The organism is Edaphocola flava, assembly GCF_004118155.1.
Lineage (GTDB): Bacteria > Bacteroidota > Bacteroidia > Chitinophagales > Chitinophagaceae > Edaphocola > Edaphocola flava.
Genome location: NZ_SAIQ01000003.1, coordinates 311314 through 335192, shown reverse-complemented (window position 1 = coordinate 335192; position 23879 = coordinate 311314). Strand labels below are relative to the sequence as shown.

Annotated in this window: 26 protein-coding genes; 11 read left to right on the top strand and 15 right to left on the bottom strand. The window is 42.9% G+C overall.

The window, feature by feature from the left end; all coding sequences use genetic code 11:
- Nucleotides 1-152: 152 nt before the first annotated feature.
- Entirely contained in the window at nt 153-1187 is a 1035-nt protein-coding gene (locus EMP01_RS10970; protein WP_129021560.1) for an LLM class flavin-dependent oxidoreductase, read from the top strand.
- Between the two features lie 86 nt (nt 1188-1273).
- Here EMP01_RS10970 and EMP01_RS10965 read toward each other — a convergent pair whose 3' ends face one another.
- Genes EMP01_RS10965 through EMP01_RS10950 form a run of 4 tightly spaced genes read right to left on the bottom strand, consistent with a single transcriptional unit; the run spans nt 1274 to nt 3452 of the window.
- Nucleotides 1274-1813: a peroxiredoxin family protein gene (locus EMP01_RS10965; protein WP_129021559.1), complete on the bottom strand. Its 540-nt coding sequence runs from the start codon at nt 1811-1813 to the stop codon at nt 1274-1276.
- A 21-nt stretch (nt 1814-1834) separates the two neighbouring features.
- Nucleotides 1835-2569 carry a (Fe-S)-binding protein gene (locus EMP01_RS10960; RefSeq protein WP_129021558.1) on the bottom strand — a complete coding sequence of 245 codons (735 nt, stop codon included), beginning with the start codon at nt 2567-2569 and terminating at the stop codon, nt 1835-1837.
- The gene (locus tag EMP01_RS10955) at nt 2570-3133 is read right to left on the bottom strand and encodes a hypothetical protein (protein ID WP_129021557.1); all 564 of its coding nucleotides are present in this window, start codon (nt 3131-3133) and stop codon (nt 2570-2572) included.
- Nucleotide 3134: 1 nt separating this feature from the next.
- Nucleotides 3135-3452, bottom strand: coding sequence for a rhodanese-like domain-containing protein (locus EMP01_RS10950; protein ID WP_129021556.1), 318 nt, complete (start codon nt 3450-3452; stop codon nt 3135-3137).
- A gap of 157 nt (nt 3453-3609) precedes the next feature.
- Between EMP01_RS10950 and EMP01_RS10945 the strand changes: the two genes are divergently transcribed.
- Nucleotides 3610-3882: a YtxH domain-containing protein gene (locus EMP01_RS10945; RefSeq protein WP_161971318.1), complete on the top strand. Its 273-nt coding sequence runs from the start codon at nt 3610-3612 to the stop codon at nt 3880-3882.
- A 6-nt stretch (nt 3883-3888) separates the two neighbouring features.
- On the opposite strand, the gene EMP01_RS10940 is transcribed toward EMP01_RS10945, so the two are convergent.
- Together EMP01_RS10940 and EMP01_RS10935 are read right to left on the bottom strand one after the other, a co-directional pair.
- The gene (locus tag EMP01_RS10940) at nt 3889-6042 is read right to left on the bottom strand and encodes an FUSC family protein (protein ID WP_161971317.1); all 2154 of its coding nucleotides are present in this window, start codon (nt 6040-6042) and stop codon (nt 3889-3891) included.
- Nucleotides 6043-6049: 7 nt separating this feature from the next.
- Entirely contained in the window at nt 6050-6472 is a 423-nt protein-coding gene (locus EMP01_RS10935) for an OsmC family protein (RefSeq protein ID WP_129021553.1), read from the bottom strand.
- 41 nt (nt 6473-6513) lie between these two features.
- On the opposite strand from EMP01_RS10935, the gene EMP01_RS10930 reads away from it, so the two are divergent.
- Together EMP01_RS10930 and lipA are read left to right on the top strand one after the other, a co-directional pair.
- Complete coding sequence (locus tag EMP01_RS10930; RefSeq protein WP_129021552.1) at nt 6514-7377, top strand: hypothetical protein; 864 nt, start codon at nt 6514-6516, stop codon at nt 7375-7377.
- A 139-nt stretch (nt 7378-7516) separates the two neighbouring features.
- Nucleotides 7517-8482 (top strand): lipoyl synthase, encoded by a 966-nt coding sequence (lipA, locus tag EMP01_RS10925; RefSeq protein WP_129021551.1) that lies wholly within the window; start codon nt 7517-7519, stop codon nt 8480-8482.
- Nucleotides 8483-8568: 86 nt separating this feature from the next.
- On the opposite strand, the gene EMP01_RS10920 is transcribed toward lipA, so the two are convergent.
- On the bottom strand, nt 8569-10626 hold the full coding sequence (locus tag EMP01_RS10920; RefSeq protein ID WP_129021550.1) for a M13 family metallopeptidase: 2058 nt from the start codon (nt 10624-10626) through the stop codon (nt 8569-8571).
- A gap of 115 nt (nt 10627-10741) precedes the next feature.
- Between EMP01_RS10920 and EMP01_RS10915 the strand changes: the two genes are divergently transcribed.
- The 5 genes from EMP01_RS10915 to EMP01_RS10895 all read left to right on the top strand — a co-directional run bounded on the left by EMP01_RS10915 (nt 10742) and on the right by EMP01_RS10895 (nt 17232).
- A complete protein-coding gene (locus EMP01_RS10915) occupies nt 10742-11164 on the top strand; it encodes a type II 3-dehydroquinate dehydratase (protein WP_129021549.1) in 423 nt (140 codons plus the stop codon).
- 286 nt (nt 11165-11450) lie between these two features.
- Nucleotides 11451-13271 carry a helix-turn-helix transcriptional regulator gene (locus EMP01_RS10910; protein ID WP_129021548.1) on the top strand — a complete coding sequence of 607 codons (1821 nt, stop codon included), beginning with the start codon at nt 11451-11453 and terminating at the stop codon, nt 13269-13271.
- A gap of 548 nt (nt 13272-13819) precedes the next feature.
- Nucleotides 13820-14329, top strand: coding sequence for a GNAT family N-acetyltransferase (locus EMP01_RS10905; RefSeq protein ID WP_129021547.1), 510 nt, complete (start codon nt 13820-13822; stop codon nt 14327-14329).
- A complete protein-coding gene (locus EMP01_RS10900; protein ID WP_129021546.1) occupies nt 14326-15126 on the top strand; it encodes a class I SAM-dependent methyltransferase in 801 nt (266 codons plus the stop codon). Before EMP01_RS10905 ends, EMP01_RS10900 begins: the two co-directional genes overlap by 4 nt.
- Nucleotides 15127-15267: 141 nt before the next feature.
- A complete protein-coding gene (locus EMP01_RS10895; RefSeq protein ID WP_129021545.1) occupies nt 15268-17232 on the top strand; it encodes a transglutaminase domain-containing protein in 1965 nt (654 codons plus the stop codon).
- A gap of 93 nt (nt 17233-17325) precedes the next feature.
- On the opposite strand, the gene EMP01_RS10890 is transcribed toward EMP01_RS10895, so the two are convergent.
- The 5 genes from EMP01_RS10890 to EMP01_RS10870 all read right to left on the bottom strand — a co-directional run bounded on the left by EMP01_RS10890 (nt 17326) and on the right by EMP01_RS10870 (nt 20639).
- Nucleotides 17326-17766: a hypothetical protein gene (locus EMP01_RS10890; protein WP_129021544.1), complete on the bottom strand. Its 441-nt coding sequence runs from the start codon at nt 17764-17766 to the stop codon at nt 17326-17328.
- 53 nt (nt 17767-17819) lie between these two features.
- Nucleotides 17820-19073: a methionine adenosyltransferase gene (metK, locus tag EMP01_RS10885; protein ID WP_129021543.1), complete on the bottom strand. Its 1254-nt coding sequence runs from the start codon at nt 19071-19073 to the stop codon at nt 17820-17822.
- Between the two features lie 76 nt (nt 19074-19149).
- The gene (locus EMP01_RS10880) at nt 19150-19647 is read right to left on the bottom strand and encodes a hypothetical protein (RefSeq protein WP_129021542.1); all 498 of its coding nucleotides are present in this window, start codon (nt 19645-19647) and stop codon (nt 19150-19152) included.
- 6 nt (nt 19648-19653) lie between these two features.
- Nucleotides 19654-20361 (bottom strand): hypothetical protein, encoded by a 708-nt coding sequence (locus EMP01_RS10875; protein WP_129021541.1) that lies wholly within the window; start codon nt 20359-20361, stop codon nt 19654-19656.
- Between the two features lie 41 nt (nt 20362-20402).
- Complete coding sequence (locus tag EMP01_RS10870; protein ID WP_129021540.1) at nt 20403-20639, bottom strand: DUF3820 family protein; 237 nt, start codon at nt 20637-20639, stop codon at nt 20403-20405.
- 59 nt (nt 20640-20698) lie between these two features.
- Between EMP01_RS10870 and EMP01_RS10865 the strand changes: the two genes are divergently transcribed.
- Nucleotides 20699-21352, top strand: a complete 654-nt coding sequence (locus EMP01_RS10865) for a DsbA family protein (RefSeq protein ID WP_129021539.1) — start codon at nt 20699-20701, stop codon at nt 21350-21352.
- Nucleotides 21353-21402: 50 nt separating this feature from the next.
- Nucleotides 21403-21699, top strand: coding sequence for a YciI family protein (locus EMP01_RS10860; protein ID WP_129021538.1), 297 nt, complete (start codon nt 21403-21405; stop codon nt 21697-21699).
- Between the two features lie 153 nt (nt 21700-21852).
- On the opposite strand, the gene EMP01_RS10855 is transcribed toward EMP01_RS10860, so the two are convergent.
- From EMP01_RS10855 to EMP01_RS10845, 3 genes are all read right to left on the bottom strand, one after another.
- On the bottom strand, nt 21853-22053 hold the full coding sequence (locus EMP01_RS10855) for a CsbD family protein (protein ID WP_129021537.1): 201 nt from the start codon (nt 22051-22053) through the stop codon (nt 21853-21855).
- 54 nt (nt 22054-22107) lie between these two features.
- A complete protein-coding gene (locus EMP01_RS10850; RefSeq protein WP_129021536.1) occupies nt 22108-22281 on the bottom strand; it encodes a lmo0937 family membrane protein in 174 nt (57 codons plus the stop codon).
- Nucleotides 22282-22472: 191 nt separating this feature from the next.
- Entirely contained in the window at nt 22473-23834 is a 1362-nt protein-coding gene (locus EMP01_RS10845) for a dipeptidase (protein ID WP_129021535.1), read from the bottom strand.
- Between the last annotated feature and the right edge of the window lie 45 nt (nt 23835-23879).

The window sequence follows — 23879 nt, the reverse complement described above, 5'->3', positions numbered from 1 at the left end:
AATACTTATCTCGCGCGAGTTTGCAACTCGTGCACTTGAATCTATTCATTTAAACATAAGGATTCCTTTAAGGAATACTTATCATACATCAATGTCGGAGGCCAATTAAGCTTCGTATTTTTGCAATAACAAATTACAAAAAGGAAAATCATATGGAATTAGGTATAGGAATGTTCGGTGACCTGGCTTTTGATCCCAATACGGGCAAACCACAGGACGCGCAGGTGAAACTAAAAGAGATACTGGAAGAGATCAAACTGGCTGATGAAGTAGGACTGGATGTGTTTGGTATGGGAGAGCATCATCGTCCTGATTATGCAGTATCCTCACCGGAAATTGTACTGGCTGCTGCGGCCAGCATTACTAAAAATATTAAACTGATGAGTACCGTTACGGTACTGAGTTCTGCGGAGCCTGTAAAGGTATACCAGGACTTCTCTACCATAGATCTGATCTCTGGCGGTCGTGCCGAAATCGGAGTAGGGCGTGGTAGCTTTATTGAGTCATTCCCCTTGTTTGGTTATGACCTTAAAGATTATGATCGCCTGTTTGAAGAAAAACTGGATTTGTTGTTGAACATTAATAACAATGAGGTGGTGAACTGGTCGGGCAAGCTGAGGGCACCGCTGGAAAACCAATCGGTATACCCGCGTGCAACCCGTAATGGTCAGTTGCCGATATGGATTGCGGTAGGTGGCACACCGGAGTCGATTTTGCGCGCGGCAAGACTGGGTCTGCCTTTGATCCTGGCGATCATCGGCGGTATGCCGGAGCAGTTTGAACACCTGGTGATGTTCTATAAAGCGGAGTATCTGAAAAGTGGCCATGATCCTGCTAAAATGCAGGTGGGTATTCATTCTCACACCTTCGTGAGTGAAACAGAAGCGGTAGCGGATCAGTATTTCAAAAACTATTCCGGACAGATGAACCGTATCGGAGCATCAAGAGGATGGCCTCCATACTCTAAAGCACAGTATGATGCCGGACGTTCTCCTAAAGGAGCGCTGTTTATCGGTGAGCCGGCACAGGTTACCGACAAGATACTGGCTATGCATGAGATGTTTGGCATCACCCGTTTTATCGGGCATATGGATGTGGGCGCACCGGATCATGCTTTAATGATGAAATCAATTGAATTATTCGGAACCAAAGTGGCTCCGGAAGTGCGCAAAGCACTGGGAAAATAATAAACCTGCACTGGTTGGTTTTGGTTTCTTGTTTTATAACAAAAGGCAGCTGTATAGCTGCCTTTTGTTATAAAGTATGTTATCTTTTATTTCTGATACATTTCCAGGAAGTCATTGGTACGGATTACTTCCTCCAGTTCTTCGGGGCTGGGCAATACATTGAATTCTTTAATGAAGTTTCCTTTACCATCGACCAGTACAATGAAAGGGACGTATTTAAAATCGAACCAGTTGTGCATGCCTTTACTGAAGTCATGTAATACACGCAGGTTCTTAATCTTGTCAAGTTTAAATTCGTTAGAGAAGGTCTGCAGCTCTGCTTTGTCCATATACGAGGCCATCCAGATCGGTATCTTATAAGCCGGTGCCAGCTGGTTCATGCGCTCTGCATCCAGGCGGCAGTGACCACAGTCAGTCTTGAAATAAATGATCAGTACCGGGCTGTCTTTAGGCATATCCTTAATGGTCACCAGTGCATCGTTACGGATGTCGTTAAACTTCATTCCATAAAAAAGTTTGCGCATCTGGGATAGGATCACAGAATCGGAATTCTGCTGCGCCGAAGCAGTATTATTAGTAAAAAGCAGGCAAAACAGGGTTGCTGCAAGCACAAAAAAACGAGACATGAATGTATATTAATTGTTGCATCATATACCAGCCGCAAGAACGTCGGCAATGTGCATTGTTTTTAAAGGAATATGTTGTTTCTGAATGTAGGCATCAAGGTGCATGAGGCAGGACATGTCGCTGGAGATGATGTATTCTGCTCCGGCAGCCAATGCGCTCTCCACCTTATTCTGAGCCATACCGATCGATATAGGTTCAAACTTAACGGCAAAGGTTCCGCCGAAACCACAACAGGTCTCGCATTCCTTCATCTCGGTCAGTTCCAGTCCCTGTACCTGTGCTAATAATTGTCTTGGCTGATCTTTGATATGACATTCTCTGAGTGCTCCGCAGCCGTCATGGTAAGTGGCTTTGGCCGGAAAGGATACATTCAGGTCATTCACTTTCAAAACGGATACCAGAAAGTCTGCAAATTCAAATATCCTGGGTTTGATTTTCTTATACGTATTGTATTCGGCAGCATTCTTGAGCAGGTGATCATATTGGTTTACCACATAGCCTACGCATGAGCCCGATGGCGCTACAATATAACGATCCGTGCCACCAAAGTCTTTACAAAACTTTTTGGCAATAGAACGGGCTTCATCCTGGAAGCCGCTGTTACAGGCCGGCTGTCCGCAACAGGTCTGGCCTTTGGGATAATTTACCGAACAACCTAACTGCTCCAATACCTTTACCATATTCAATCCCGTTTCGGGAAAAAGCTGGTCTATAAAACAAGGTATAAAAATATCTACTTGCACTTGCTGCTTCATTTATCCGATCCTTTTTAAGAGTTGTTCTTCTACTTTCTGAAAAACCATCTGCGGCTGATGGGTGCGCCATTCGTCATATTCCTGGAAGAATATGTAGCGGTGTATACCAGCCTGTCTCATTTCCTGATACAGGTGTCCTGGCAGCCCCAGCATAACGATCCAGCCACCTTCATCGCTGATGTCTTCATTCCATTCTTCATAATAGCTGTCATCGCTGCTATGGAAATTCAGCACATTTTCTGCAATTAGGATGTACTTATAGATTCCTTCATTGATCAACAGATCTATAATCTCCCGTTTCAGCATCATGATGTCATTGTTAATCGCATCATTCCACTCGCCCAGCAGCTCTATGATAGCATAACCTTCTTCATAGTCTGCAAACAGGATTTTCAGGTATAGTGTATTGGACCCGAAATCGTCCCATTGCGGGTGAATATAATAATTGTATATCGTCTGGCTGAACTCAAATTCGCTGTACTCTCTTCCGTAAAAAGGAGACAGAGGATCTTCTTCCGACATATACAGGTGTCGCCATTGATAATAGGGTTCTATATGCTGCATATTAAATATTTGCGTCTCCGAAAGCTTCGCGCCAGGCCAGGATACCTCCTTCCATATTTACAACATGGGTGAATCCCATTTGCTCCAGCAACATGCATGCTTCCAGACTTCTTTTACCGGACTGACAATGTACAATGATTTCCTGCTCCTGAATTTCTTCCAGGTTTTCTGAATCGAAATTGCGCAGTTTGCTTAAAGGCAGCAAAATAGCACCGATATTGTCATTGTAATATTCTGCAGACTCTCTTACATCGATAATGTTTAATTGCTCTCCGTTGTCCAGTCTTTCTTTAACGGCTTGTACAGTAGTATTGGTCATGATATCAATTAGTTTTGAGTAATGCTGCAAACCTAATTAAAATACAGCTAAGTTTCGAGAAAATTAGGTTAAAAAACGTGCGCTCTTTAGCAAAAAATTGGCATGGTCTCCAGCACATTAATCCCTATTTTTACGAATAAAATCGAATACTATGGCTATGTCAAAATTTTCATGGGGCGTGATCAGCGGAGTAGTGCTTGGATTTTTATTTGCCCCTACTAATGGTTCTAAAACGCGTAAGACAGTAGCGAATGTAGCTTCTGGGATCAAATCTAAATTTGACAGCATATTCCGCTCAAAAGAAGATGAGTTAGAAGAGCTGCGCCGCCTGCTGGCCGACGATTCTGTAAGCCTCACCGATGCTGATCGGAAAAAGCTGGTACAACTGATCGAAAATAATCAGAAAGTACTGCGCGAAATGGACGTGTAAAATTCATTAGTGTATCAGGCTGGAATACAGCGCGCTCAATTCAATATGCAGCCGCTCCAGGTTGATCTTTTGCTGTGCAGAAACCATTATGGCTGCATAGCTCATCTCCGGGTATATGCCCGTTTCATCGATAGTGATATCGGGCATACCCTTAAGCAGGGTAATTGTTTTCTGAAATAAGTCATCTATCTGCCGTATCAGTTTGTCGGAAGGCAGGTTTATGGTAGGGCTGGCTTCTCCGGCCTCTTTCTCGTCTACATAAGCATTCAGCTCACGCGTAATACGGATATTGTACGTGATGGCGGTGAAGTAAGCTGCGCCAATATTTTTATTAGCACGATACTTAGGTTCCGTCAGGTAGCGGTTAAGGGAGTCAAAAGCATTGCTGTTGCTTGATTCTGCGGCTATCTTATAGATAACCCAGGGTTTTTGCTGCTGTTCTGCTTCTCGGACACCCATCAGGAACTGGTAGTACTTATAATTTGCAATAACAGCCTTACCCAGGTAGTTGGGCAGTAATTTTTTATCCCATGACGGGAATAACAGGAATCCTGAGATAACGGCCATAACTGCTCCCAGAGCTGTTACCACAACCCGCTCCAGTAATATATTTGTGCTTACCTGATTCTCTGCAGAGAGCAGGCCAATCAGAAATATGGTAATGAAAAATGCTGCCCAGGAGTAATTTTTACGCAGGTTATAGATCATGAGGGTGGCACCGAAGAGCACCATGAAATGCCGTGTAATGTGGGCATAGGGCAGCAACATGATCAACGAGCCCAGTATAACCCCTGCAATAGTACCAATACTTCGTTCTATTCCCTTTTTTAAGGTTGCCCCAAAGAACGGCTGACTTACAATGATGATGGTAAGAGGCAGCCAGTACCCATGATGCGGAAACCAGATTTGGGCAATACCCAGTCCTAAAGTCGCGGTGATGGCCATGCGCAGGGCATAGCGTAAGGTAAGGTTATCGAAATTGAGAAATTGTCTGATATTGTTTTGCAGGTGCTTCGGATGCAGGATATTCAGCGTCTGCATCAGCGAATACTGGCTGAACATTAATTTCTCTTTTTCAGTAGATACCGTTTTTATAGATAATTCTACCAGGTTGGTAAACCGGTTGATGTGCCGTATGATACGTTCACATTCCGGCAGCTGACTTTCTTCAAACGTATACAGCTGCTCCCGGAACTTGCTCAGTCGCTCCAGGCGGGATTGTATGAGTAATAATTCTTCCTCCTTGCGGGTATAGAAATAAAACGCCATACGGTTTGATACCTGCTCTACCACCTTAAGTATAGTGTGCATCTGTAATATAAATGCTTCACTCAGTGGTTTTTTAAATAGCAGTACGGCATTATTGGCAATGCTGATGATCTGCAGGCTGGCCATAGAAGCGCATCTGCGGGCATAGCTCAGTTTCTTTTCCTGATCTGGTTGCTGTCTTTTTTCATCATACAGCTGACCGTACAGTGCCAGAGAAGCATCAATTGCCGTCCTGATCTCTTTTTCTTTAAGATACAAGGCACGTATAGAACTCTTTTTACTATTGGGGTCCCAGTCATTGGCGACCAGGATCATTAGGTTTTCGACGGCCTTCCATATGTTACCAATGGTTCTCCGGTAAGGTTTGCCCTGTGGCAGGAAGGAAAAGCTGAAAACCCCTATGCACATGGCCCAGAGGCCACCCAGGGCTACAAAATACATCCTTTCCTTTACGACAGGGAAGGGTACTTCATGGGCAGATGCAATCAGGTAAAATAAATAGATATTAATTGCCAGACCCAAACCCCAGTCGCCCAGGTTTTTCATGAGGCCGCAACCCAATGCTATGGGGAACATAAGCAGTACCGCCAGCCAGATATTTGCTGCGGCAATACTGCCGATAAATGTAAACAGTATGGAAAATATAATAGCGGCGACCAGCAGTCGGGAACGGAAACCGGCCGATCCCTTCAGTTCTACAATGGATACTGTTTCTGCAGCGATCACCATCCAGAAATAATTCGGATTGGCCGATACAATACTGGCTATTACAGGCACAATAACGGATATGGCTACACGAAAACCCCAGCCCCATGCGGGTTCTACGATTTCATTAGCCAACCTGTCTTTAAGTGATTGTAATTGTTTATTTATCGTCAATGTATTCGGCAATTCTATATTAGTTTTCTGCTACACCATTCCAGGAGAAGGTTACGATTTTTTCGATTTCCGGATGTATACTTTCCATTACCGGGCAGGTCATTGCGGCACGCTCCAGGATCATTTTTTCCTTGCTGGAATAGTTGTCCTGTCCGGTTACATTCAGGGCAACGGTAATGCCTCCGATACGTCTCGGACTTTCAGCCATGCGCTTTGTAATATCGCAGGTCGTACCTACGATATTGATCTGGTGATTTTCTGCAGCAATGCCCATGATGGTGAGCATACAGGAACCCAGTGCGGTAGCTACGAGATCTGTAGGGGAAAAACGCTCTCCTTTGCCTTTATTGTCAACTGGCGCATCTGTTTCAATCGTGTGTCCTGATTGCAGATGGGACGCCTCTGTTCTTAAGTTTCCGGTGTAAATAATTTTCGAGGTCATTGCAGAATTTTGTATAAATTTACAAAGATAAATCTCTATCAATGAACTTGTTTGTAAAATTCTCCATAATATTTGCAGCTGTTGTCTCCGGAAATATTGCGGCTCAGGCGCAATTGAAGAAAATGCAGTACCGTAACCGGATAGCAGATACTGTTGTACTGGTCAATACCCAGGAAGCGGAAGCCAAGGTAAAGGGGCCTAAACCCCTGCGCCGCGAGCATGCTATCGGGTTCCGTGCCAATACGGATGGCTGGAATGCTTATTATAATTATGGTATTATCAAGAAAAATGATGGACCCAAGTACGAAATAGATCGTTATTTTGATGTGTTGTTTTTCCAGCTGGAGATAGGCGAGAAGCGCCACCCTAAAGAGGTGCGTGACTTTCGCTATGATGGAGGATCTTCTTTTCAGAACCCATTGTTATCTATATTCAGCACCGAAATGTTCCGATTTGGTAAGATTAATACCTTTTACCAGGCCAAGGTCGGAGTGGGCTATAAGAAACTGATTGCGGGTAAACCGGAACCACATACCGTATCTATACACTGGTCTACAGTGGGTGGGGTGAGTTTAGGGCTGCTGAAGCCTTATTACTTCCTGACGGATGCCGGTGGTTCTATAAAATTGAATCCGGATAGTGTGGCCCAACAGTTGGGCTCAAGGCAGTTTCTGGGTGGGTATGGATTCCGAAAAGGTTGGGATGAGATAAAGATCGTTCCGGGTTTGCACCTGCGCTCCGGCCTAAAGTTTGACTATGCCGACAGGAGACAAAGACTGGCAGGATTGGAAGTGGGGGTGAATGCTGAAGTATATTTCCAGAAAATACACCAGATGGCTTTTCAGGATCCGAAATCATTCTTCTTTAACGCTTATGCTTCATTTGAGCTGGGCTGGAAGAAGTAAAACAATATCATAAGCAACTTCAGGAGGGATACCTGGTCTGACTAAACAACCGAAGATGGCCCCCTATGAAAACGGACTTGGTTTGCGACTAAAATTTTAGGAACTTTGCCAGGCATTTTATTGAATTAACATATAGTACATGATAGAATTACCGGTGATTTCTACTGTTACGGCAGCAAGAAACAAAGAAGAGGAAGTGACCTATGTAAACGGAAAGCCTAAAAAACCGAACTGGTTACGGGTGAAGTTGCCTACCGGAGAGGGATATAAGCATGTGCGCGGACTGGTAGATAACCATAAGCTGCACACGATCTGTGAGAGTGGTAACTGTCCTAATATGGGAGAATGCTGGGGCGAAGGTACGGCTACCTTTATGATCCTTGGTAATATCTGTACCCGCAGCTGCGGCTTCTGTGCTGTAGCTACCGGCCGTCCGGAAGCTGTAGACTGGGATGAGCCACAACGTGTAGCGGAAGCGATTCACCTGATGAAAGTAAAGCATGCGGTAATTACTTCTGTAGACCGTGATGAGCTGAAAGATGGTGGTTCTATTATCTGGGCCAATACGATTAAAGCAGTAAAAGCATTAAATCCTGATACTACACTTGAAACCCTGATTCCTGATTTCAGAGGGATATGGGATAACCTGCAAAATGTAATTGATGTTGCCCCTGAGGTAATCTCTCATAATGTAGAAACCGTAGAACGCATGACCCGTAAAGTGCGTATACAGGCCAAATATCACCGCAGTCTTGAAGTGATTCGTCGCCTGCACGAAGCTGGTGTACGTACGAAGAGTGGTATTATGCTCGGTATCGGTGAAGAAAAAGATGAAGTATTACAGACCATGCATGATCTGAAAGAGAATGGTGTGGATGTTGTAACAATAGGTCAATACCTGCAACCCACTCCGAAACACTTGCCGGTAGTACGTTTTGTGCACCCTGATGAGTTTGCTTTCTATCGCGAAGAAGGATATAAAATGGGTATTGATTATGTAGAAAGCGGTCCGCTGGTACGTTCTTCTTACCATAGCGAAAAGCATGTTATACCAGGATATGGTAAAGCACAATGGGAGCAGGAGCAAAAAATGCATACTGTCTAAGCATTAAGCATAAACAGATTTTAAATTATATAAAAAGTAATGCCCCGGTCATTGACCGGGGCATTACTTTTTATATAGAGCTTTTATTACCAGATTTTTGCACGCTCATTCTCAGGGCGGTACATTTTATCGCCAGGTTGAATGTTGAATGCTTTATAGAATGGTTCGAAATTGCTCAGAGGTCCGATCGCTCTCCATACACCAGGAGAGTGCGGATCGATTTTGATCAGTTGCAGCGTTCTTTTATCGGTAGCTTTACCTCTCCAGATCTGTGCCCAGCTGAGGAAGAAACGTTGATCTGGTGTGAAACCATCGATCATTTCATTGCTCTGGCCTTGTTCTGTTTTCTTGAATGCCTGGTAAGCAATCGCCAGACCGCCCAGATCCGCAATGTTTTCACCTAAAGTCAGCTCACCATTTACAGGTACGCTGTCCAGCACTCTGTAGCTGTTGAATTGGTTTACAACAACCTGTGTTTTCGCTTTGAATTTCTCTTCGTCTTCCGGTGTCCACCAGTTTTTCAGGTTACCATCCGCAGCATATTGTGCGCCCTGGTCATCAAAACCGTGAGTCATTTCGTGTCCGATTACGGCACCGATACCACCATAGTTAACGGCATCATCTGCATTGAAATCAAAGAACGGATACTGCAGGATAGCAGCAGGGAAAACGATCTCGTTGAAAGCAGGGTTGTAATACGCATTTACTGTATTCGGAGTCATAAACCATTCCATACGATCTACGGCTTTACCCAGTTTTTTCAACTCTTCGTTATAATTGAATGCAGCAGCGTTCAGTACGTTTTGTGCATAGTTACCTTTAGTGATGGTCAGGCTGCTGTAGTCTTTCCATTTGTCCGGGTAACCGATTTTCTTCATGAAAGAATTCAGCTTGGTCATCGCTTTTTCTTTGGTCACCGGGCTCATCCAGTCCAGTTGCTGAATGCGCTCGCCAAATGCAACCTGCAGGTTGTTTACCAGCTCCAGCATTTTTTCTTTAGCTTCCGGTTTGAAGTTTTTGTCTACATACAGTTGGCCCAGCTGATCGCCGATATTGCCATTGATTACGCCCATAACGCGCTCCCAACGCGGAGTTTGCTCTTTCTGGCCGCTCATTGTTTTACCATAAAACTCAAAGCTCAGGTTTTCAAACTGCTCACTCAGGTACGGAGACATGTGGCTGATCGTATGGAACAGCATATATTGTTTCCAGGTAGCGATTGGTGTTGCCGTCAGCTCTTTAGATAATGCTTTGTAATAACCAGGATTACTTACCAGCATTTCTGTTTCGCCGTGGATGCCTAGTTTAGTAAATACATTGGCCCAGTTGATGTTTGGTGTCTCTTTAGAAAATGCATTAATGTTGAATTTGTTATACATTTTCTGAGGGTCACGCATTTCAGTAGGAAAGAAAGATGCATCTGCCAGCTTGTTTTCCAGTGCAAATACTGCCGCAGCATTTTTAGCCGCATCAATTTTATTTTGCCCTGAAGCGATCAGGATATCAGTGATATACTTGATGTAAGCAGTTCTGTTTTTAGCAGCATTTTCATCTTTATCCGTATAGTAGTCTTTAGAAGGTAAGCCCAGTCCGCCTTGTCCGAATTGAGTAATGATTTTGGTTACATCCTTATCATCAGGTCCGATATAGCCATTGATGATGGTAGGAATACCTTTACGGTTCAGGCTGGTCACCAGATCCAGTAATTGTGCCGGTGTTTTAACCGCCTGGATAGCTTTTAATTCAGGATCGATTGCTTTAATTCCTAATTTATTGATGGCCTGAACATTCATACCGCTGTTATAAAAAGCAGATACGTTATATTCCTTAGAGCCTTTTGCGGCTGTGGTATTGTTTTTTACACTTTCCAGCAGGTTTTGCACTGCTTTATTGGTGCGGTCTCTCAACTCATCAAAAGAGCCCCAACGGGTTTTGTCTCCCGGGATCTCTGTTTTTTGAAGCCAGGTTCCGTTGGCATATTCAAAAAAGTTATCTCCGGGCTTTACAGACTTATCCATATTGGTCGGATCAATAAATTTAAAGTCCTTTGCAGCTGTATTCAGTTGGGCCTGAGCGTGCAAATTGTTCAGTGCTGCGCTGCCACACATGATGTAAGTTGCAATAACTAATTTTGAAAACTTCATCTTTAACGTTTTTATTTTAAGTGTAAAAGTAGTTTATTTGTAAGATAAGTGCATACCCTGACGGGGGTAAAAATCGGGGGATTTTCCAAGGTTGTGCATTATTCTTGTTTTGTATATGAAAATAAAAATCATTAATGGCCCCAACTTAAATATGCTGGGGACCCGGCAACCGCATATCTATGGAAACGTGCGGTTTGAAGATTATCTTTTGCAGCTGGAGGCAGACTTTAAGCCGGTTGTATTGTCTTACTTTCAGAGTAATCATGAGGGCGCGCTGATTGATGAGATCCAGTCGCTGACAGAGGGAGGATATGATGCGCTCATCCTTAATCCTGCTGCTTATGGTCACACCAGCATTGCCATTGCCGATGCCTTAGCCTGCCTCAGTATACCTATAATTGAAGTGCATATTTCTGACATCTCTAAACGGGAGTCCTTTCGCCACCATACCTACACAGCTGTTCATGCACTGCACATGATCACCGGCAAGGGATTAGACGGTTATAAAGAAGCCATCAATCTATTATTGAACAAATGATATAATTTGTGTATAGATAAAGTGTTGATATATTGTATGGGGTTGAAAAAATAACATCCATTTTGCAAAATATCTACATTTGTTTACCATAAAAGACTATTTCTTTGTCAGTATATAATCACTATTACATATCTATAGAGTCTACATTCTGTTATTTTTATAACGCCCGTACTCGCATAGTATGCTTTCGCGACGCTGCTAAACTGCTAACTGCAGACTTGTAATTAGTGAATAATCATAATTAAAAAGAGCGCCTGTATCATGCAGGTGACGAGTTGTACAAATTATGTGTTTTACCAGATATGTCTATTGTCTGTTGCTTTGTTGTGTCTTTACCTCTTCATCAGCACAGGTATCTCCCATCTTCACTTCGAAGAATGGCACTGTCAATGATTTGTGTGACAGTGCAATGCACCTCAGTAAAGAAAAGAATTTTCTGCAGGCTATGGCACTTGCCGATAGCGCCACGAGCATTGCTGTGCGTGCCCACGATGATCTGGCTATTGCGCATGCCAATGCTACAATGGGTTGGGTATTGATCGATGATTATAACTTTCCCCTGGCGGTTGAATTTGCGGAAAAAGGTCTGAAAAGGATAGCGCATGTGAAGGAGCCTCGCGCAAAAGCTATGCTGCTGCACCAGGTAGGGTTAGCCTATGATCGTATGAATCTGCCGGATAAGGCGATGAAGCACTATTTTGAAGCGATAAAGATTTATAGGTCGCTTAATGATGAACGTTTTGTCGGCCAGCTGGAAGGAAATATCGGACGCCTGTACTTTATTGCCAACGATTTCAAAACGGCAAAGCGCTATTATAACCAGGGTTACGAAAAAATCAGGGATAAGAAGATTCCGCTCCTGATATCTGATTATTACAATCACTATGCCGTATTACTGCAGGTAGAGGGTAATGTAAAGGAAGCATACCGATACAACCTGTTGGGTATAGATCTGGCCCGTAAGAACGGTTTGTTGCAGGAGTTATGCGATTTCTATTTCAATATGGCCAGTGTTCAGTATGCTATGGGCAATGACCGGCTGGCTATGCAGTATGTCGACTCTGCAATTGAGCTGGCTAAACAGAAAGGCTTTGATTATGCCCAGTATCTGGGTAGTAAAGCCAAATTGCTCAGCGACGGAAATAAGACATTCAATCCTGAAGTGGAACAGTTGTTTATGACCGCATTGGCCGAAGTGACCCGCAGCCAGAATAAATATATGGAATATAGCATCCGCAACCTGCTGGCTGATTATTACAAACAGGTAAATATGTTTGGAAAGGCTGCAGAGCAGATTGTTATGGTCAATGATATTAAGGATTCTATTGCCAATACGCGCAGTGCCATTGCACTTAAAGAGATTGAGTATAAGTATAAGGATCTCGAAAAGGAAACATTATTAAAGGGATATCAATCTAAATCGCGGTTGAAAAATGGCCTTATTGTAATGATGCTGTTATTGGCAGTACTCGGATTATACCTTTTTTGCAGTGCCCGTAAGACGCTGCGCCTGCGTCAGTTGTATTTTAAAAGTAAAGAGCGCCTGCTGGAGCAGGAAAAAGCAAATGCTATTTACGAAAGGGAGCTGGAGAAGGATCATAAAGAGCGTGCGCTGCTGGAGCAGCAATTGCATAAAGAGGAGCGGCTGGCCCTGGAGCGGGAGATGGCCTCCACTCAAAGAGAGCTCACCACCATAACTTTATTTCTGCAGGAAAAGAACAAAATGCTGGAAGAACTGAAGTCGCAGCTGGAGCAGGCCATTATACATTCAGATGGTACTCAAAAAGCCGGATTACAGAAACTACAGCAAAACATCAGGCACTCGATCAATTTTGATAATGACTGGGATAAGGTGAAGCTACATTTCGAAAAAGTACATCCCGATTTTTTTGCCCGTCTGACCGAGATTTGTCCGCAGCTTACGCCTAATGAGCTAAAACATTGTGCCTATATTAAAATGAATATGAGCATTAAAGAGACGGCCAATCTGCTTAACATCGATTATAATAGTGTGAAGATGTCTCGCTATCGCATTAAGAAAAAATTGAATCTTGAACCAGAGACTGATTTGGTAGAATTTATTCATAACATATATCCTGCAGCTTAAAAAGCTTTAGTATTAATAAGTTGCAGGAGATTTTCCGGGCTACATATTTGCGAAAATTAGACTGATTGCACTATCAAAACGCAAGGTGTATACTGTTTTCTGATCATATACTTCACTGTTTTGTGTAAATAGTTTATTTATAATTGGCTGATTGTTATTTATTTATATTGATGTAGCCCATTTGTATACCATTATTTCCGGCACTGTAATCCATTTGTAACCCCCGATTTATTGGTATTCCGTAAATGTTTCGGCTACTTTGCATCATAGACATTGGGAGTACGTTCCTTATCTCAAATTATTAAACTTCTTTAAGTATAAGTAATTGCCGGTTTTAATATTTATGCTAAAATAATGTATATATTCTAATTTAAGTATTAGGCACCGTTAGAGGATAATGGACTATAACTGGTGTAAAAGAGTGTTTCATTTTTTGCTTCATTGCTAGTGGTGCATGAAGGATTGAGTGTGAGCGGGTTTTTACCCGCTCTTTCACTTTTTAGGACATTTTGCAGTATATTTGAATCCGTCGCTAATCACATCATCCCATGACCGATTTCAAACTAAGGCCCTGGCATGCCGACGACCTGGACAGCCTGGTAGAACAGGCCAATAATCAGCACATCGCCCGGTACATGACCAATATGTTTCCTCACCCTTACTCCCGCGAAAACGGGCTTGCTTTTATCGAATTTGCCAATCTTGCTGAACCATTCCGGATCTTTGCTATTGAAATAAATGGCAAAGCAGTAGGGGGTGTAGGTATTCACCCGCAGACCGACATTATGTGCAAGAATGCTGAGCTGGGGTACTGGCTGGGAGAACAGTATTGGGGTAAAGGGGTTATGGGCAGTGTTATTGCTGCAATATTGCCTTATGCATTTAAAACGTTTGATATTGAACGCTTATATGGACGTGTTTTCGGTAGTAACACCGCTTCCCAGCACGTGTTACTTAAAAATGGTTTTGTATTGGAATCTAATATCCCTAAGGTGATCTATAAGGACGGAATATTTGAAGATGAATTGATTTACGGAATAAGAAGAGATAACCTATGAATACAGATAAGAAATATATAGACATCAACAGAGCTTCCTGGAATGATAGGGTAGCAGCACACCTGGCCTCTGACTTTTATGATCAGCAGGGCTTTCTGGATGGGAAGCAAACCTTAAAGGAAATAGAGCTGGACTTGCTGGGCGATATCCGTGGTAAGAAAGTGCTGCATTTACAGTGTCATTTCGGGCAGGATAGTATATCTCTTGCACGCATGGGCGCCAGTGTGACCGGTGTAGACCTTTCAGACAAAGCAATTGCCCTTGCCCGCGAACTGGCTGAACAGACAGGTCAGGATGCAACTTTCGTTTGCTGTGATCTTTATGATCTGCCTCAGCACTTAGACGAACAGTTTGATATAGTATTTACCAGTTATGGTACCATAGGCTGGTTACCCGATACAGATCGCTGGGCGGCATTGATTCATCGCTACCTTAAACCCGGTGGTGCTTTCATATTTGCAGAGTTTCATCCCGTTGTATGGATGTTTGATGATGATTTTACCAAAGTGGCTTATGATTATTTCAATTATGAGACCATTGTAGAGACTACAGAAGGTACTTATGCGCAGCCTGATGCTGAACTGGAGCTGGCAAATGTAAACTGGAATCACGGCCTTGCAGAGGTCTTCACCAGCTTGCTGCACAGCGGATTGGTGCTGGATGCCTTCAGGGAGTATGATTATTCCCCTTATCCCTGCTTCCGCAATGTAAAGGAAATTGCTCCCGGCAGGTATCGTATTGCACACCTGGAGAAGGCAATACCTATGGTATATGCCCTTCGTGCGACAAAACCCTAAGAAGAATAGTAAGATACAGGTAAATATAAACAGGTCCGGAACATTGTTCCGGACCTGTTTATTTGTATGATGGAGATATTATGTTTACACAACGTAAAATAGAGATAAATTGATATATTTACGCTTTATTTTAACAAATCTATGGGAATATTCTGTACACGAAATTTTTTAAGCATACTACTGGTTTCCGGTAGCTTGTTTACCACTTCTTCAAATGCCCAGGTGCAGGTAAACACCATCATCGGTGTCAGCACTCCTTCCGGTGCCGATAAGTCATACGAGCGCCTGGCACATGCCCTCTGCGATCATCTGCCTACAGAAACCGCCAAGGCCAATGCTATTTACAACTGGATCACCCATAATATAAAGTATGATGTAAAAGCCCTGCAGCAAGGCAAGCTTAAGGAAGATGATCCTAAAAAAGTATTTCAGCAACGTAAAGGGCTATGTGGTGGATACTCTGTATTGTTTGCAGCAATGTGTAAAGAGGTAGGTATCTCTGCCGTAACTGTAGGCGGTTATTCCAAAGACTGGATGTTTGATGATGGTGATAAGCTATATATCCCGAGACATGCTTGGAATATTGTGTATGTAGATCAGAAATGGCAACTCGTAGATGCTACCTGGGGTGCAGGCTATCTTGCACAGGAACCCGGATGGCTGAAACGACAGCTGAATAAAACATCGAAAAAAGCAGTAACGGCGACTTCCGGAAAGCTGAAGTTCCGCTTTAAATATGACCCGGCATACTTTCTCAGCAATCCGCTGGACTTTCGCCTCAAACACCTGCCCTCCGATCCTGTATGGCAACTTACCGATTCCTTTATGCCGGTAGCCGTATTCGAGGCTGGCGATCAGGCGATTATTGACTTTAACAGAGAGAATCCATCACTGGAACAGAATAGTGCCCTGCAGCGTAAATTAAGTGCGCTGAGTGAAGATGAGCAGCTACAGGTCTCTGCCGAACGTATCTCGAAATATAATCCCCGTTTTCACGTAGTAATGGCTGCAAAATACATTGCTGATGCAAAAGAAGCTATTGAAAACAGCACACCGGCAACCGTTTCTGGTACACTTGTTACCGCTAAAGAGAAAATTAAAAGTGCAGAGGCCGAAGTGAATAAACAGACCAAGGCCATTAATGCAGAGTATATAAGCCTCAAATCCAAAAATAAAACTAAAAATACCCAGGCCACACAATATATGCGTAGCCTGCACAGCAATAATAAGCGCATGGTGAACAAGTGCGAAGGCTATCTTAAAAAAGCAGATACCCGCATTACCACCATAAAAAAGAACAGGATTAAACTGAGGGAGATGGGTAAGGATGTAGATGCCGGCAAACTCAATACGATTACTACAGCAGTAAAGACAGATCCTGCTATGATGCAGATGCTCGAGGATTCTGTAAACAGGCGTATGGAGCGTATGGAAGTACTGCAGGAATCTTTAACTGCGCACCAGGCAATGCTGTCTGCCGTGCAGGAAATGAATGACCTCAGACTGGATACACTGGCGGGAATATTTACACTGGCAGATTCTGCCCTGGTCGAAGAGACGCGTAGCCGTATTCGCATGTATGATAACTATGATGAAGAGGTACTCAAATGGACCCGCCTTGTCAAAACAGTTAGGTTGCAGGATGTAGATAGCATACAGAAAAGATACCTTTCCACTAATGACTCTATTGGTATTTACTACGAACGCATGCGTAGAATGCAGTCAGAGCTGGCGACCAAATGTCATCAGAACCTGAAAGATATAGAGCGATATAAGCGTAAGGGAGATAATGCTGCTTTCCTGTCTCAGTATGGCAGTCAGATGGCCCAATACGAATCTTATCGTAAAGCCTGTGCACAGACGCTGGCAGACCACTTCGATTATGTAAGCCGGCATAAAGAACTGTACAGACAACTGATTAAACTATACAATCGCCAGGATAAACTGGTGACTTACATGGAGCAGTCGGAAAAGAAAAGAAAGGAACTGGAGGATAAGAACCTGAAAGAGAAAGAAGCCTTTGATAAAAAGGAAAACACGCATCAAAAAGGACAATTGAAACAGATCGGCCAGAAAGTGGAAAAGATGAAGGTTGCCATGAAGTAGAGTATGGTCGATTCTGATTGCGATCCTGTTTCAAAAGACATAAAAAAGCTGCTCTTAATAAGAGCAGCTTTTTTATGTAATATAATTCTTGAATTAATAATTCAGGTTGAAATAAATTTCATCATATGCATCAACAGGTCTGTCTTTCAGGCGCAGATGCACTGTTTTGGTCGTTTTACTAACGATCTCCCAGTTTTTATTCAGGTCACGGAATGGTTTGTCATTGCCGAAGTCCATTTTGAATGAAGCCATATCGGTTTTGGTTGCACTATCAGTGAGCACTGTGTCTTTCCAGGTACCATATTTATACACGTCATTCCTTACTGCTTCCACTTTTCCGTCTTGGTAAAATTTGAAAGCATAACCTGTATAGTTAGACAGTTTATCATCACCATTATCGAAATAAATGGTCATGCGCCATGTTTTCTGTTGCAGCACTTTGCCTACATTATCAGAAGTGGCTTTACCTTCATTTTTATTACAAGCCGTAAGTGTGCTTACGCCAAGCATCAGGAGAAACAGGGTTTTTCTCATATCCGAAATTTGTTATAATTTCTATAAAGATATACAAAAGATTTCGAAAATTACTATTTCAGACCGAAAGCTTTCTTCACTTTAGCAACGTAATCCAGCTTCTCCCAGGTAAATAATTCTACCTTCATCGTTTTAGGTTTTTTGTTATGGTCGTAGAACACAACTTCTTTCACCTCGTTAACACGTCCCATGTGTCCGTAAGCAGCAGTAGCACTGTAGATCGGGTTTCTTAATTTCAGACGGGTCTCGATCGCATATGGTCTCATATCAAATACAGAAGAGATTATTTTGGCGATCTCACCATCATTCATATCCACTTTTGCAGTACCTTTTGTATCCACAAAGATACCCATTGGCTGCGCTACACCGATAGCGTAAGAAACCTGCACCAGAACCTCATCACATAAACCGGCAGCAACCATGTTTTTAGCGATGTGACGGGTTGCGTAAGCCGCACTACGGTCTACTTTACTAGGATCTTTACCACTGAAGGCACCACCACCATGTGCACCTTTACCACCGTAAGTATCTACGATAATTTTTCTTCCGGTAAGACCTGTATCACCATGCGGACCGCCGATTACAAACTTACCGGTCGGGTTGATGTGGTATTTGATTTTATTATTGAAGAAGTGCTTGTATTCAGGATATTTCTTGATTACACGCGGGATCAGGATTTCTTTCATATCCTTTTCGATCTTCTTCAGCATGCTTTTTTCTGAATCGAAATCATCGTGCTGTGTAGAGATTACGATAGCATCAATGCGTTGCGGTTTATGGTCGTCGCTGTATTCCAGTGTTACCTGGCTTTTAGCATCCGGTCTCAGGTATTTGATATCTTTATTCTCTCTGCGCAGTGCAGCCAGCTCAATCAGTAAACTATTGGCCAGGTCTAAAGCCAGAGGCATATAGTTCTGCGTTTCGTTGGTTGCATAACCAAACATCATACCCTGGTCACCAGCACCCTGTTCTTCTTTATTTTTTCTGTCTACACCCTGGTTAATATCAGGAGACTGTTCGTGAATAGCAGATAAGATACCACAACTATTAGCTTCGAACATATACTCGCTCTTTGTGTATCCGATTTTACGGATAACATTTCTGGCGATTTCCTGTACATCAAGATAAGCATTAGACTTTACTTCACCAGCCAGAACTACCTGTCCTGTTGTAACCAGTGTTTCACAAGCTACTTTACTGTTTTTATCAAATGCAAGGAAGTTGTCGATTAATGCATCAGAAATCTGATCGGCAATTTTGTCCGGGTGTCCTTCAGAAACGGACTCAGAAGTGAATAAATAAGGCATTACTTTATTATATGTGTTTTACGAAGTAAATAAATAGGAGGATCAAAAGTACTAAACAATATTTAAATCAATAATTTTATTTAGACTTAAAAGAATCGAGCTGCAGCAGCTGATCTTCCAGCGAATCTATACCGGGTGCCATTACCTCCTGTATGGTAGTATCTGCCTGTGCAAATGCAAGGGCAGAGTAGTTCACTTTCCATTTGATATTTCCTTCCAGATTCTTTTCTGCTTTGAGTTCCAGCTCATGAAAGGGGAACAGTTCCGGTGTGGTATTGAAGCTAACCATATAGGTACTGTCATTCAGCTTTTTCTCGTTCAGAATAGTCACCTTAAATCCTTCAAGATAACTTTCTTTCTGCTCCGGTGAGAGATCTTTTGTCGATCGTTCCAGTACCTTAAGAAAGTCCCATGTAGTCTTTGTGGAGTAGTTTCTGGCCATATTCATGTCCAGGCGAGCAACACTTACCAGAAAGGTTTCGGTTACGGCTTTGGGAGAGTTTGTGCTTTTGCAGGAAAACAGCAATACACAAAATAAGAGCAGGCTGAGGGAGGTGTTGATTTTTGAACGCATGATAGATTATTGAAAAACGGCTGTATAGATTTCTTGATTTTTGGGCCTCAGAAACAGGTTGTCTACAGAAATAAATGTGTAGGGTCCTGCTTTGGTATAGGCAATAAATTTATCGTTTTTGGTGGCACGGGTCAGTGCCTTATATACAAATTCGGCCGGGTACATCTCTTTATCGGTATCCAGTCTGTAATGACTGTCATACGATACACCCTGTTGGTACAACTCTTTGATGATCTGCTGCATAGAGCCCACCTGAGACTGGGTTAATGGTAGTTTGTATATACCGAATCCGGATACATTCCTGGATCCGATGTACGTTTCAAATGAATCCCTGACCAGTCCGCCGGGATGGTTGCCTGAAGGCAGCGCAATATGGTAAATGAACGGATAATTGTTTTCGATAAATACCAGCCCCGCATAAGCATAGGTTTTGTCCTTCTGGTTCACACTACTGAACAGTTCGCTTTTAGTATCCTTACCGGATATAGTCACCAGGTAACCGTTTTTCAGCGTATCCATAGCCGCATTGATGTATTGCACATTTACCGGTCGATTCAGCTTTTCATTACTGACCTTCTGTGTTACATAATCCGGGTAGATTTCTTTCGCGATCAGGTTACGGTTATACACAATAACAAACAGCAGCAACATTGTAAAGAGCAATGTTGTCTGCAAAGTGCGTTTTTGAGGATGTGTATGCGAATGTCCTGCCATGAATTGTTGTGTAACAGGGGCAAATTTAGGAAATTAACAGCTTATCTTGCGGTGCCCAGTTTTTGTTTGCGGATCGGCTCCAGCAGATAGCTCAGGCCATTAAGCTTGATTTCGTACATAGTTTGCAGAAGCAAACCCAGTTTACCCTTAGGGAAGCCCTGCTGGCTGAACCATAGAATGTAGTGTTCCGGCAGGTCGCCGATATAGGTACCCTTGTACTTACCGAAAGGCATTTTTAGTTCAAAAAGTTCTGTAAGTAGCTCCGCCTGTGGTCCCATTTAAGTTTTTTTTACAAAGATCTATATTTAAATATTGCAAAAACAGTTTATTTTGCAATATGACTATTATATATTGTTACGATGCGTATTGTGGATGGTGTTATGGTTTTAGCCCGGTAATCAAAAAGATTGCAGAAGAGTTTCAGAAAGAGTTTCGGTTTGAGGTGCTGAGCGGAGGAATGATCCTGCCCGAGCAACCGCAGCCGATTACGGTGATTGCCGATTTCATGAAGGATAATTGTAAAAGAGTAGAAGAGCTGACAGGAGCACAGTTTGGTCCTGACTTTATGTTTCATCTCAATAGGGCAGAGGACAGCGATTGGTTTCCCAATTCAGAAAAACCTGCTATTGCCTTATGTGTCCTGAAAGAATACATGCCGGATAAGGCCGTACAGATCGCTGCCGATCTGCAATATGCTCTTTACTACGAAGGTCGCGACCTGACTGATGATGAGGCATACAGGCACTTATTACACGAATATAATATTGATGCCGACGAGTTTTATACCAGGTTGCGCAGTGAAACGTACAAGGAAAAAGCCTATTATGAGTTTCAGCTGGTAAAGCAACTTAAGGTAGAAAGCTATCCGCAGGTGCTGTTGCAGGTATCAGAATCCAAGTTTTACCTGCTGGCTAAGGGGTATACCGATTATGAGACCTTTCATCAGACTATTTCATCTGTACTGATACAGATACAGTCTGCACAGAACTAAAAAATAATAATGCGGTATATAATTACTGATAACAACGAACTGATTTATACATGGACAAAAAGTATTTTGTATTGCACCTGCTTCCGTCAAGACCGGATTTTGCACAAACAATGAGTGCCGGGGAAAGAGCTATAATGACGGAGCATGTCGCTTACTGGACCGCATTAATGAACCAGGGAAAAGTGCTGGCATTCGGGCCGGTGCTGGATCCTGCTGCAGTATATGGCCTGGGTATTATTGCCGTAGAAGATGAGGAGGAAGTAAAGGCATTTATTGCCGGCGACCCCGCTGCTACAATTAACCGTTATGAATATTTTCCGATGATGGCTGTAGTGCCTGCGCAATAATAGGATTGCAACATTACATATAAAAAGCACCCGGTTTCGGGTGCTTTTTTATTAATCCGGATAGATCATCTGCCTTATTCGGGAGGAGTTGCCCGTATAAATGAGACCGTGGCATACTTAGAAATATGGTCTCGTCTGATCACCTTTCGCGGATTATTCAAATTTCATGCGATCGATGAATTCATTGATCTTCTCTTTTGTTTCACCGGTTTTCTGTTGCAGACGACCGATCAGTTCATCTTCTTTTCCTTCTTCATAAAGCAAATCATCATCTGTCAGATTTGCCCATTGTTGTTTCAGGTTTCCTTTTACGATGTTCCAGTTGCCTTTCAGCTTGTCTTGTAATGTGCTCATGTGGAATAAATTTTAAGGTTATAAAAAAGGGTGGATACAATAAAAAACGGCAGATTAAGAATCTAATGGTTTTCTGCCTGAAATGATGTTATACAGGATAACGATAATCGCAATAACCAGTAATATGTGAATCAAATTTCCTAAGCCCATTCCGCCTCCAACACCAATCAATCCCAGGATCCAGATGATAATACAGATTACGGCCACTAACCATAGAATGCTTCTCATAATATTTGGTTTTGTTTGAATTAAAATTAGGCATATTAGCTATGTATAAAAAGTTAAAGAACAACATTTGTATCGAAATGAGTGCTTTTTAACGCCGCTATACAATCCCGTTAGCAAATCATTTACATTTGAAGGGCCTGGCATAAAAAAAGCTGCCCCGAGGGCAGCTTTTTTTATCTTATAAAATATTATTACTCCGCAAAATACTTGTGGAAGTAAGGGATGGTTTCAATTCCTTTATAATAGTTAGCTACATCGTATTTCTCGTTAGGAGAGTGGATGTTGTCATTATCCAGGCCAAAGCCCAGTAATACTGTTTTAAGGCCCAGAATGCGTTCAAACAAAGCAATGATCGGAATACTTCCACCACCACGTGTAGGGATCGGATCTTTACCAAATGTTGTTTTGATCGCTTTTGCAGCAGCCTGGTATGCTTTACCATCGGTAGGTGTAACCACCGGCTCACCACCATGATGCGGAGTTACTTTTACAGTAGTACCCGGCGTAGCAAGACTTTCGAAGTGTTTCTGGAACATGGCCGTGATCTCATCAGAAACCTGGTTAGGCACCAGGCGCATAGAGATTTTAGCGTATGCTTTAGAAGGCAATACTGTTTTGGCACCCTCACCGATATAACCGCCCCAGATACCGTTCACATCCAGAGTAGGACGAATACCGGTACGTTCGATCGTACTGTAACCTTTTTCACCAGCTACATCATTTACCTTAAGGTCTTGCTTATATTCATCCAGGTCAAACGGAGCATCGTTCAGGGCTTTACGCTCTGCATCAGTCAGCTCCTGTACTTTATCGTAAAAGCCGGGAATCGTAATATGTTTGTTTTCGTCGTGCAGAGAAGCAATCATCTTACACAGCTCGTTGATAGGGTTAGCCACACCACCGCCATACACACCACTGTGCAGGTCACGGTTAGGGCCGGTTACTTCCACTTCCAGGTAAGCCAGTCCGCGCAGACCAGTCTCGATAGACGGGTGCTCCATACTGATCATAGAAGTATCAGAAACCAGTACGATATCTGCTTTCAGCTTATCAACATGTGTTTCCAGGAATTTGCCCAGGTTTGAAGAACCTACTTCTTCCTCACCTTCGATCATCATCTTCACATTACATTGCAGGGTATTGGTTTTGGCCATTACCTCGAATGCTTTAATGTGCATATAGAACTGTCCTTTATCATCGCATGCACCACGTGCATAGATCTTACCATCTTTGATCACCGGCTCAAAAGGTCCACTGGTCCAAAGGTCCAGAGGATCGGCAGGTTGCACATCATAGTGTCCGTATACCAGCACCGTAGGTAATGCAGGGTCTACCATTTTCTCGCCATATACGATCGGATGTCCATCGGTAGGGCATACCTCGGCAGTATCACAGCCGGCATCCAGCATAGCTTTTTTTACGGCTTCCGCACAGCGGGCCACATCTTCTTTGTAAGTACTGTCTGCACTTACAGACGGTATACGCAGCAGGTCCAGTAATTCTTCCAGGAAACGATCTTTATGTTCTTCCAAATATGCTTTCCAGGCTTCCATAATTTGTAATTTTTTATAGAGTATTATGTAATTAAATGAAATGTT